Origin of the sequence: Acinetobacter sp. 22323, from assembly GCF_052044895.1 — a bacterium.
GTDB classification, from domain to species: Bacteria; Pseudomonadota; Gammaproteobacteria; order Pseudomonadales; family Moraxellaceae; genus Acinetobacter; species Acinetobacter schindleri.
Genome location: NZ_JBQEOL010000004.1, coordinates 107,214 through 119,148, shown reverse-complemented (window position 1 = coordinate 119,148; position 11,935 = coordinate 107,214). Strand labels below are relative to the sequence as shown.

Below are 11,935 nucleotides of genomic sequence, written 5' to 3'. Positions count from 1 at the left end.
CGATGAATAAAATTTAATCAATTTTAAAAATAGATGAAAGGGTTAGAGGGTGGAGGATTAACTCTATGTTTTTGTTATAAATTGATAAAATATAGGTCTAGTTTAGTTTTAATTGATAATAATTATCGAGATATAAAATATTTAGGATTGTCTTAAATAATAGTTCAAGAAGTAGAACATAGCACTTCCGACTTCTTGAAACTTCATCTTTATTTTCAAATAAATATCATTATTCAATTCTATTCAACACACAGCCCGGCTGAATTTCAGCTACTGTGGCTGTTCCCATTAGCGCCATGGTGATTTCAAATTCTTCTTTGAGGATTTTAATCACATGTGCTACGCCTAAAGCTCCGGCAGTCGCCAGTCCATAAATATAAGGACGGCCAATCAGCACCGCAGAAGCACCTAAGGCAATCGCCTTGAATACATCAGATCCACGACGGATGCCACCGTCATAGAGTAGAGGAAAATCTGCTGGCACCACCTTTTTAATCAGTTGTAGGGCAATCAGTGGAGAAATACAGGTATCTAGTACCCGGCCGCCATGATTGGAAATGATCAGGCCTTTTACCCCATGCTGAATCGCCAGCTGGGCATCCTGAGGATGCACGATGCCTTTTAGAATGACCGGTAAATAGGTCTGCTTTACCATCCAGGCAATATCTTCCCAGGTCGGAGCAATTTTCATCAGCCCATGAAAGACCGGATGATCACCTTCTTTTAATTCTGGCAGGGGAATATGTGCTGGTGTATGCGGGTGCTGCATGTCTTTCGGTAAATGGAAAAAAGCACGACGTTCACGATCACGGATGCCGGTATGTGGTGAATCCACGGTAATTACCAGCGCCGTATAATGGTGTGCTTCAGCCATTTTCACCAAAGCCAAAGATTTTTCCCGATCACCTTGCCAGTAAAGCTGGAACCATTTGCGAGGATTATCCTGCTTGAGTGCCCGCATATCGGTATTAGTAAAAGTGCTGAGAATGATATTGCTGCCCATGACTTCTGCAGCAAGCGCTGAAGCTGTTTCAGCCTCAGGATGAAATTGTTGCTGGTGTCCAATCGGTGCCAGGAAAATCGGATGCGGAAATTTCTGTCCAAAAATTTCAATTTCAGTACTGCCTTGACTTAGGTCTTTCAACATTCGAGGTAATAACTGAATATCCTGAAACTGCTGTAGATTATCCCGGACACTGACTTCATCCATAGAACCACCTTGCAGATAATCCCAGACCATATTGGACAGATGTTTTTTTGCCTCCATTTCATAGTCGGCAATGGTTTGTAAGTAGGCGGGAATCTGGGTCAGTGGTGCGATTGGGTCCTGCGACATTATAAGTCACCCCATTGACGAACCAGGTTGTGATAATGATGGGTCAGCTGCAAGACTTCTTGCGTATCGCCAATTTGCTGACGCAGTTTGATAATGGTCATATCCAGATCAAACAGCATGCTGCGTTTGGCATCTTCGCGAACCATACTTTGAATCCAGGTCACAGCCGCAATACGTTTGCCTTGAGTCACAGGTTCAACCCGATGCAGGCTGGTCGATGGATAAACAATCACATCACCAGCATCCAGTTTCACTTCATGGCAACCATACTGGTCTTCAACGACCAGCTCGCCACCTTCATATTCATCGATTTCAGATAAGAATAAAGTCAGTGACACATCGGTACGAATGGCCTGTCCGAGTAGAGGAGAGTAATGAATGGCATTATCGACATGATTGCCATAGGTGCCAGAATCCTGATAGCAGTTAAACAGGGGCGGCAGGATATGTTTCGGCAGGGCAGCAGAGGTAATTAAATGATGACTTTTAAGTGCCTGTAAAATGATAGGGCTAATCTGCTGATACAGGACAGAAGAAGAATCCAGTTGTAGGTTCTTTTTGATTTTCTGTGCCTGACTCCCGGCACTGAGTTGCCCATTCATCCAGTGTTCTGAACGATCTAATTGCTGTCTCAGTTCGGCAACTTGTGCTTTGCTTAATACTGCCGGGATATGTAACATCATTTTAAAAGCATTCCTGCAATTGAAAATATCGTGCATTCAAGAGAATACACGATATTGATAGATAGAGATAAAAGCTAAATTAAAATTTATAGTTCAAGGTTAAAGCTGCTGAACGTGGTTGACCCAAGATCACACGACCACCTCCATTATTCAGCGTGCTGATGTACTCTTTATCTGCCAGATTATAAACATTCAGGTTTAAGGAAGTCTGGTCATTAAAGGTATAACCGGCCATAGCATCAAACACCACATAGCTTGGAATACTTGGCATATTCGCTGCAGCAGTACTGTCGGTGATCACACGTTTTTGCTCATCCACATAACGTGCCCCCAAGCCCAGTTTTAAACCGGCAATGTTATAGGTCGTCCACAGTGAAGCGGTCCATTCAGGTGACCAGCGTACACTATTGGTCTGGGTCACTACACCCGTGTTGGAGTTGACACTGAACTGGTCTTTTTGCTCGGTTTTCATATGGGCTACACCTGCTGAAATATTCCAGGCATCGGTAATTTTACCGACAGCACCCAATTCGATTCCTCTAACTGTAGTTTTACCTTCCTGAACAGACTCGCGGGTAATCGGATCTTGGGTAAACTGGTTTTCATTTTCGGTGTAGTATGCAGCAGCATTTAAAGCCAGATCACCCTCTAGTAGATCCCATTTGGTGCCAATTTCATAATGATGAGTTTCTTGAGGGTCTGCGGCTGAGCTGTTTATTCCTGTGGTTGAAAGGCTAAAGTTACTGCTACCCGGCGGTGTCAGGGATTTGGCATAAGATGCATAGACACTGCTGTAGGCAGTTGGCTTATATAAACCACCGAGCTTCCAGCTGAATAAAGTGTCATGGGCTTTTAAATCTGTTTTGGTTTCAGTTACTGCTAGTGTCGTACTATCGGTTGAGTAACCTAGTGCATCGTAATTGGTATCGTAATAATCGACACGGACGCCACCATTGAGTTGAAAACGTTCACCAAACTTGAGCGTATCAAAAAGATAAGCAGCCGCCGTCTGGGTTTCACCATTTGAATAAGCGCCCGTATACACAGGATCAGGCAGATTCTGGTGACGGTCAGGATGGTATAGATTCGCGGGTGGTGTACTGTTAGTAGGCTGCCCTGGCATTTGTGTAGCCAGTGTTCTGGAGTGTTGCTGCTCTTTTAATAGTTCTACACCAGAGACCAGATCATGCTCCACTAAACCGGTTTTGACATTCCAGTTCACTGTGCTCTGATTGGCCAGAATTTTATTTTCCTGATCGACACCCTGGCGTGAACGGCTTACTGTCCAGTCTTGAGGATTGGTAGAGTCATTTCTTGAAAGGCTATTAATCCCCGTCAAAGTACGCTGCATATGGGTATTGCCCAGACGGGTAATATTGGTAAATTTCAGATTTTCAGCCCAGTCACTTTCGATTTTGGCTGTATACATGTCAGCATCAACATCTTCATGGTCATCTGCGTGACCATAATAATTTTCACGGTCTACTTTAGGTGCGCTGGCGATCAGCGGGTCTGCATTCCAAAATCCTTTCATGCCAATCGTCGGAATACCGCCATCCGGAATGTTACGTTGGCGGATATGCTGGGAATAAAGATACAGGCGAGTATCACTATCCAGACCAAAGGCGATAGAAGGGGCAACAGCCCAGCCTTGATTCTCAATAAAGTCGCGGCCTTCTACACCGCCATCTTGACCCATCGCATTTAAACGGACAGCAATGCTGTCATTGATTGCCTGATTGATGTCAGTGGCAAGACGCGTATGTTCAGCCGTATTGTAGGTGGCAGAGACTTCACGACTGTTTTCTAAATGAGGCAATTTGCTGACCAGATTCACATAACCAGACGCCGTACCACGCCCACCTTCGGCACCAGCAGGGCCTTTTACGACTTCTACCTGTTCCAGGTTAAATACATCACGACTCACAGCACCGAGGTCACGAATACCATCCAGATAGGTGGAGCTTTGAGTTGAAAAGCCGCGCATCTGGAAGGCATCGCCAGCACTGGTATTCCCATTCTCACCGAGCTGCAAGGTAATTCCTGGCGTATTGCGTAAGGCTTCAACCAAAGTAGTCGCACCTTGTTCTTTTAATAAGTTCTTGTTGATAATTGAAACAGTTTGAGGCGTATCTACTAAAGCTTGGTTAGATTTAGCAGAACTTAATTGATCCACTTTATATTCATTTGCAGTTTTATTCTTAACTGTAATTTCTGGAAGCTGAATAACGCCTTCATTGGTGATGTTATCTGCATGAGTGATCAGTGGCAAAGTTGCAGCAAGTGCGACCAATGAAGTCTTGTAATGATGTTTTCGGCTTTTGATATGCGCCATGTGACAGAATTCCTGAATTGAATAATATTTCCCTTACCACCTTGATATGCTCGAGTTCATCAAATAGCAGCAATTATGGAGTTATTGTTATAGCCTTTAACAATTTTGCGAATTGTAGTGATAATAATTATCATTAACAATATTGAATTTAGTCATTGTTATAACTTTGTGCATGGAATTACTGTTTAAATTTTAGAATTTGATTCAGGATTTCTATAGAAAAAAGGTAAGGTCTATATTTTCTTGAGGTTTTAAGCCATGACTTAAATAAGATAACTAACAGGTGTTAAAAACAGTATGTTCAAGTAGTCCTTGATATATAGGACAGAAATAAAGATAGCCTCACGAATGAGGCTATTTTTTGATGAGGGAAGAAGCTAAAACTTAGTATTTAAAGTTCAGAGAAAGAACGGCGTTACGGCCTTCTGCTTCAGTTGCATAGTGAGATGCATAAGCTTTAGTGAAATAACGTTCATCAGATAAGTTATTTACATTTAACTGCAGGTCAACATTTTGATTCACGTTATAACGCGCCATTGCATCGTAGCGAACATAACCTGGAACGTATCTAGTGTTGTCGGCATTACCGTAAACTTTATCCATGGCAACTGCACCCGCACCAACTGTGAAAGCAGGGGTTAGGTCATAAGTCGTCCAAAGAGTTGCACTGTTTTCAGGAACATTTGGTAAGCGTTTGCCTTTTGCAGCATTCGGGTAGGTGCACACACCAGCACGTGTACAAGATGGACCTGGATCTGTTTGTTCACTATCTAAGTAGGTGTAACCTAGAGAAGCTGCCCATTTATCCGTGATGTTACCGTTCAAACCAAGTTCAAAACCGTCTACTTTACTTTCGCCGATATTTGCATAGGTGGTTGAATCAAGCTGGATACGGGCATTCTGTTTTTCAGTACGGAAAATCGCAGCGGTTAAATTCAAGCGATCATCGAATAAATCCCATTTTGTACCCACTTCAAAAGTACGGCTTTCTTCTGGGTCAAGGTTACTGTAAGCCTCTCCGATACCTTCAGAGCCATCACCTGCATCAACACCAACTGGGTTAGCTGAAGTTGCATAGCTTGCATAGATTGAACCATTTTCAACAGGTTTGAAAGTTACCCCTGCTTGGTAGGTGAAAAAGTCGGTATCGCTTGTTACCGTGTCTTGGTCACCAACATTCTTCTTAGGAGGAATGACAACACCATCTACGGTTGTTGGCTTTGTTGCAGCGTTATTCGCGCCATAAGTCATGGTTTGCTCTGTATCAAATTTATCCCAACGAAGACCTAGATCCAAAATCCATTGAGGATTAAATTCAATACTGTCTAAGAAATAGATCGAGGTAGATTTGGTTCTTGTGTTGTATTGATCAGCGCCCTCTGTACTAATTGTGCCAGTCCATGGGCCTCGGTTGGGATTTTGAACTGGAGTACACCAACCAGCTGGTGCACTATCAGGGCATGTTTGATAGGCACTACCAGTAGTATTTAAGCCATTGATAATGTACTGAGTACGGTCATTTTCTTGGTCAGAATATTCGGCACCCAAGTTAAAGCTATGTTGTAGTGAGCCAGTATTGAATTTACCTGTAAGTGCTAATTGATCCGTAAAAGTATCTGTATCAGCTACACGTGAATTTGCACGTGCAAAAACACTATTATTTAGATAAATATTACCTTTTGAGTCATCAGGATTGGTCCACAGGTAATCATTTTTAGATTTACTGTAGCTAGCAGTATTGGAAATTGTCAGATTGTCGGTTAAATCATGTTCAAGTTTGATCGTACCGATTTGATTTTCCTGTTTTTGGAAGTCGCGATCTTCCCAACCATAGTAAACGCCTTGTTTAACATTAATTGGTTTACCATTGCCATTTAAAGGTCTATTGTCTGTCGAACCAGCAGCTGGGGCACCAAATGGATTGTTATAAGGTACACCTGAATCTGGCGTGTCATCAGTTTTTAAGTAGTAATAACTTAAGGTTGCACGGGTAGGGGTATCCAGGCCAAAAGTAATACTTGGCGCAATACCTGCACGTTTATATTCAGTACCGTCTTTTTGACCGGCTTTTTCATTATGATGACCCATCACCGCCACACGTGCTGCAACACCATTACCAAAATCTTTATTACCATCTAAGGTAATACGTGCGTAGCTGTCAGTGCCTCCAGCAACAGAACCTTCTAAAGAATCCCCTGCTTTGGCAACTTTAGAAATCATGTTAATGCTACCACCAGTGGTCCCTGCACCGCCCATAGCAGAAGCCGAACCTTTGGTGACTTCAACCTGTTCTACAGCAAACATTTCACGATTTTGCGAAGTTGCACTACGAATTCCATCTACATACATTGAGCTTTCAGAGTTATAACCACGGATAAATGGACGATCACCATTCGGGTTGCCACCTTCACCGGCACCAAGGGTAATACCTGGTACAGTACGTAAAGCGTCAGCAAGAGTAGTAACTTGAGTATCCTCAATCATTTGTTTAGAAATGACAGATACTGATTTCGGGGTATCTAATAAAGGTGCAACAAATTTTTTATTGGCAGAATTATCTACTTTTAAGCTTTGTTGTTTTTCAGCAGTAATTTCTTGATGAATAGTTTCAAGTTGAACAACTTTTTCTTCAGCAACAGCGTTCACTGCGATCATGGAGAGGGAAGAAGCGATCGCAGAAGAAACGATTTTCTTACGTGACTTGATGAATGACATGGAATACTTGAATCGTGTAATTTATGATGTGCGAATAATAATTATTCTTATTTGTTTAATGTTTGTTTTTGTTATTGGTTTTGGCAATGTTTAGCTGGGCTAAACTTGGAAATGTAAATGTAATAGTATAACAAAATATATCTAAGCTAATGAATTTAATAAATATCGGAGAAATAAGTGCTTAAAGTCTCTTTGATGGGGATTTTTTATGTACATGAAGTAGGGATTTCATAAGAATTTTCAAAACATAAAAAACCTGCCGCAGCAGGTTTTTTTATTGACTAGATATGATTAGAAATCATATGAAACAGACAACCAATAGTTACGGCCTGATAAATAAGTACCAGAGATAGAAGAACCTACATCAAGATATTTATAACCAGTGGCAGATACAGTTTCGCCATCGTTATTAATATAAGAATACGTGGTGCTACCTTCGGTGAAGTCTTTGTCTAAGAGGTTGTTTACAGCAAAATTAAAACGTAATGCATCAGAGTAGCTATAGCTTGCACCTAAGTTAAAGAGGTTATAACCACTAAACTTATCACCAAAAATCAAAGACTCTTCATAATCACTTGAACCAAGGCCTGCTGCTGGTGCTGTTGGATTAGATTGGAAACGGTCTTTGCTCGAGCGATATTCATGCTGTAACCAGATATCTAGGGCAGGATTAATGTGCCATGTAGATGTTGTATTTAATGCATGTTTCGGTACATTACTAAAATATTGACCCTTTTTTTCACCTTTCGTAATTTCGGTTTCCATAAATGTATAGGCGGTCTTGATATCCCATTCTGGCAGGATGGAGTAATGAAGACTAAGTTCTAAGCCTTGAGTTTCAGCTTCATCTGCATTTGAACTTTTGCTATATTCTGTCACGCTAGACGCCAAACTTGAACATTCTGGTGAAGCTGGGCATTGATAAGTTGAAGACATAATTTTGTCTTCAATTTGGTTAAAGAATGCCGTAGCAGTCAAGTTAAGTCGATCGTTCGGTTGGAAATTTAAACCGAGTTCATAGTTGGTAGAGGTCTCTGGTTTTAAATCAGAATTTCCCAAAGTTGGTGTTGTACCCTGACCGCTGTAGTTAATAATCCCGTCATGTAAAGCTTTCGCAGAAGGAACCTTATAACCTGTACTTACACCACCTTTTAGCGTAAGAACATCATTGGTATTCCAGACTAAATAAGCACGAGGGCTGAATTGTCCACCGAATCCTGAGTGATCTTCATAACGGCCACCGAAAGTAAAGCGAAGGTTATCCAATAAGCTCCATTCATCTTCAGCATAGAATGACCATGAGTCTTTAGAAAATTCTTTTCCAATACCCGCAATATCATCAGCAACTTTTGAATCTTTATATTCTACACCCGCAGTAATCTTGTGATTGGCAATAGGGGCAATGATGTGAGAATCTAAGACCAAGTCTGTATTTTCAAGGGTGCGATCATTTCCTGCGAAGGCATTACCAGGGAAAGTATTACGTGGAATGGTACGACCTAATGTTTCAGTTTTTGTTTGGCTTATATAACTTTTCCATGTACCAAAGCTGTAGTCTCCATCATGACCAAGAGCATATTGTTCACGATTAAACTCGAGTTCATCTTTATAACCATTTGCACGAGTAGGGGTGTCGATGTTACCTAGGCGGTTATCTTCATTGAGATAAGTTTGGCTTGAATAAAATGCATCAATCCAGAGAGTATTGGCGTCATCAACTGTTAAATTGAGTTTTCCACCTACATCATAAATATCTGCTTTACTTGGACGAGGGTCACGTCCTGATTCGGCAATACGTTCAGATCTTTGGCGATCCAGATAAGAACCACGTAACTGTAAGCCTAAGCGGTCATTAATAACAGGACCATTTAAGGCAAAACTTGTCTTCCATGCATCTGCTTCACCGCTGTGTTCCATGGCATTACCACTTAGGGTAACGTTACCATTCCATTCATCGCTAACTTTTTTAGTGATGATATTAATGACACCACCCATAGCTTCTGAGCCATAACGTGTTGCCATTGGACCACGAATCACTTCAATGCGTTCAATAGAGGCTAATGGCGGTAAATAAGTATTCGATGATTCACCAAAACCATTAGGCGCAACATCAGAGGACGTCGTTTGGCGACGACCATCAATGAGAATAAGCGTGTAATCATTACCTAAACCACGCATCTTAATATTTAGACCTGATGTCTTGCCGACACCATCACGAATGTCTACGCCAGGAACATCAACGAGCAAATCAGCAATGCTGGTCGCATTTTTCTTTTCAATATCTTCTTTGGTTACCACACTAATAGAAGCAGGCGCATTTTTTAGCTCTTGTTCAAAACCTGCTGCAGAAACGACAATCGTCGACATTTGATGTGTTGTTGTAGGCGTTAATGTTGTTTCAGCAAATACTGAGGATGATGTGACCCCAAGGATAGCCACTGCAAGAGGGCGAAGATTGAAAGTGCGCATAACCAAGATTCCAGGATAATGGAGATAAAATTAGAGTTGTATATCAAATTTTTGCAATATTAATGATAATATTTATCATTTGCAACAAGGTGCATATAGATATTTTAATCAAACGAGTAATTCATCGCATAAATAGGAATAATGTGAAGAAATCGTTTCTAAAAACTGTAACAAGGCTGTATGTTTTGTATATCTTTAAATGATGTCATATAATGTGGCACATTTTTTTATAACCTGTTATTACCAAATATATAGAGGAAGCCATGCAAGTAACTTCTGAAGCGGTTTCGGGCGTTGCCCGTCGTTTAAATGTTTCTGTACCGACGAGCCGAATTAATGAGCAATTTGAAGCTCGTTTAAAACGCACTGCTAAAACTGCGAAGATCAACGGCTTCCGTCCTGGTAAAGTGCCTTTGAACGTTATTCGTCGTGAATACGGCGCTGGTATTTACCAAGAAGTTGTTAACGACATCATTCGTGATACAGTTTTTGAAGCAATCCAACAAGAGAAAATCAACGCTGTTGGTATGCCAAACATCGAAAAAACTGAAATGAAAGATGATGCTTTAGTTTATGAAGCAACTGTTGAAGTTTACCCAGAAGTTGAAGTGAAGTTTGAAGGCCTTGAAGTTGAGCGCAACGAAGCTGAAGTAAACGACAAAGACGTTGAGAAGATGATCGAAAATCTTCAAAAACAACGTGCTGCTTGGGCTGAAACTAAAGGCATGGCGAAAAAAGACATGCAAGTAACTTTCGATTTCGAAGGTTCAGTTGATGGCGAAAAATTTGAAGGCGGTTCTGCAGAAGACTTTAAACTTGTTTTAGGTTCTGGTCGTATGATCCCTGGCTTCGAAGATGGCATCATCGGCATGAAGAAAGGCGAAGAGAAAGTTATCGATGTAACTTTCCCAGAAGACTACCAGGCTGAAAACCTTGCTGGTAAACAAGCTCAATTCAAAATCACTGTGAAACTTGTTGAAAAGCAAAAACTTCCAGAAATTGATGCTGAATTCCTTAAAATTTTCGGTTTAACTGAAGAAGAAGGCGTTGAAAAACTTAAAGCTGACGTTCGTAAAAACATGGAACGTGAAGTGAAAAACGGTCTTCGCAATCAGGTGAAAGGCGCAACTTTTGATGCACTTGTAGCTGCAAACGAAGTTGAAATTCCAGCTGCAATGCTTGCTCAAGAAGTTGACCGTCAACGTCAACAAATGATCCAGCAGTTCACTCAACAGTTCGGTGCCCAAGGCGCGAAAGCATTTGATTCAAGCATGCTTCCAGATGAACTGTTTAAAGAGCAAGCTGAAAAATCAGTGAAACTTGGCGTATTGGTAAGTAAAGTACTTGCTGACGCGAAAATCGAAGTTGATCAAGCACGTGTAGAAGCTTACATCGAAGACATGGCTTCTTCTTATGAAGATCCTGCTGAAGTGATTGAATACTTCAAAAACGACAAGCAACAACGTGCTCAAATCGAAGCAGTTGTTCTTGAAGACCAAGTTGTTGATCACATCCTAGCTGCTGCTAAAGTGACTGACACTAAGGTTAGCTATGAAGACCTATTGAAAGCTCAGCAAGCTCGCCAACAAGGCTAAGTTTAGCTGGTCATAAAAAAGGCGCTTTAAGCGCCTTTTTTTAATACTTTAGCTTTCTACGACCTAATCAGTTTTTCACAAAACTAATGCAAAAAATATCATGGAATTCATGGCGATTTTTTTGCAATTTAGATCATTATCCCTCATATTGTAATTATGGGTTAAGTCACAAAAAATTTAGGAATAAATAAACGTATGTATGTTCCAGCGATTGAAAACGCTTTAGTTCCAATGGTGGTAGAACAATCATCTCGTGGTGAGCGTTCTTTTGATATTTATTCACGTCTTTTACGTGAGCGGGTAATTTTCTTGACTGGTGAAGTTGAAGACAACATGGCCAACTTGATTGTTGCGCAAATGCTGTTCTTAGAAGCTGAAAATCCTGACAAGGATATTCATCTATATATTAACTCGCCAGGTGGTTCGGTGACTGCAGGTATGGCAATTTACGATACCATGCAATTTATTAAGCCGGATGTTGTGACTTATTGTATGGGTCAGGCTGCATCAATGGGTGCATTTCTGCTAAATGCGGGCGCAAAAGGCAAACGTTATTGCCTTGAAAATGCCCGTGTCATGATTCACCAGCCATTGGGTGGTTTTAAGGGTCAGGCATCTGATATTGAAATTCATGCCCGTGAAATCCTGTTTATCAGAGAGCGTTTAAACCGTCTGATGGCAGAACACAGTGGCCAGGACTTTGATAAAGTCGCGCGTGATACTGACCGTGATAACTTCATGACTGCTCAGCAAGCGAAAGAATATGGTCTCGTGGACGAAGTTCTAACGAAACGTCCATAAG

At 41.2% G+C, this 11,935-nt stretch carries 7 protein-coding genes; 2 read left to right on the top strand and 5 right to left on the bottom strand.

Features of this window, described 5'->3' with window-relative positions:
* Positions 1-229: 229 nt before the first annotated feature.
* The 5 genes from ACTJIX_RS04165 to ACTJIX_RS04145 all read right to left on the bottom strand — a co-directional run bounded on the left by ACTJIX_RS04165 (position 230) and on the right by ACTJIX_RS04145 (position 9,538).
* Positions 230-1,336: an alpha-hydroxy acid oxidase gene (locus ACTJIX_RS04165; protein ID WP_348903092.1), complete on the bottom strand. Its 1,107-nt coding sequence runs from the start codon at positions 1,334-1,336 to the stop codon at positions 230-232.
* A complete protein-coding gene (locus ACTJIX_RS04160) occupies positions 1,336-2,019 on the bottom strand; it encodes a Fe2+-dependent dioxygenase (RefSeq protein WP_348903095.1) in 684 nt (227 codons plus the stop codon). Before ACTJIX_RS04160 ends, ACTJIX_RS04165 begins: the two co-directional genes overlap by 1 nt.
* 79 nt (positions 2,020-2,098) lie before the next feature.
* On the bottom strand, positions 2,099-4,354 hold the full coding sequence (locus ACTJIX_RS04155) for a catecholate siderophore receptor Fiu (RefSeq protein WP_440611200.1): 2,256 nt from the start codon (positions 4,352-4,354) through the stop codon (positions 2,099-2,101).
* A gap of 384 nt (positions 4,355-4,738) precedes the next feature.
* On the bottom strand, positions 4,739-7,069 hold the full coding sequence (locus ACTJIX_RS04150) for a TonB-dependent receptor (protein WP_436913170.1): 2,331 nt from the start codon (positions 7,067-7,069) through the stop codon (positions 4,739-4,741).
* A gap of 291 nt (positions 7,070-7,360) precedes the next feature.
* Positions 7,361-9,538, bottom strand: coding sequence for a TonB-dependent receptor domain-containing protein (locus ACTJIX_RS04145; RefSeq protein ID WP_278363677.1), 2,178 nt, complete (start codon positions 9,536-9,538; stop codon positions 7,361-7,363).
* 263 nt (positions 9,539-9,801) lie between these two features.
* Between ACTJIX_RS04145 and tig the strand changes: the two genes are divergently transcribed.
* Positions 9,802-11,133: a trigger factor gene (gene tig, locus ACTJIX_RS04140; RefSeq protein WP_004890158.1), complete on the top strand. Its 1,332-nt coding sequence runs from the start codon at positions 9,802-9,804 to the stop codon at positions 11,131-11,133.
* A gap of 195 nt (positions 11,134-11,328) precedes the next feature.
* On the top strand, positions 11,329-11,934 hold the full coding sequence (gene clpP / locus ACTJIX_RS04135) for an ATP-dependent Clp endopeptidase proteolytic subunit ClpP (protein WP_004813202.1): 606 nt from the start codon (positions 11,329-11,331) through the stop codon (positions 11,932-11,934).
* The last annotated feature ends 1 nt before the right edge of the window (position 11,935 follow it).

Excerpts from the sequence above, each read along its gene's own strand:
- ACTJIX_RS04165 (WP_348903092.1), bottom strand. The coding sequence starts at position 1,336 with ATGTCGCAGGACCCAATCGCACCACTGACCCAGATTCCCGCCTACTTA.
- ACTJIX_RS04160 (WP_348903095.1), bottom strand. The coding sequence starts at position 2,019 with ATGATGTTACATATCCCGGCAGTATTAAGCAAAGCACAAGTTGCCGAA.
- ACTJIX_RS04155 (WP_440611200.1), bottom strand. The coding sequence starts at position 4,354 with ATGGCGCATATCAAAAGCCGAAAACATCATTACAAGACTTCATTGGTC.
- ACTJIX_RS04150 (WP_436913170.1), bottom strand. The coding sequence starts at position 7,069 with ATGTCATTCATCAAGTCACGTAAGAAAATCGTTTCTTCTGCGATCGCT.
- ACTJIX_RS04145 (WP_278363677.1), bottom strand. The coding sequence starts at position 9,538 with ATGCGCACTTTCAATCTTCGCCCTCTTGCAGTGGCTATCCTTGGGGTC.
- tig (WP_004890158.1), top strand. The coding sequence starts at position 9,802 with ATGCAAGTAACTTCTGAAGCGGTTTCGGGCGTTGCCCGTCGTTTAAAT.
- clpP (WP_004813202.1), top strand. The coding sequence starts at position 11,329 with ATGTATGTTCCAGCGATTGAAAACGCTTTAGTTCCAATGGTGGTAGAA.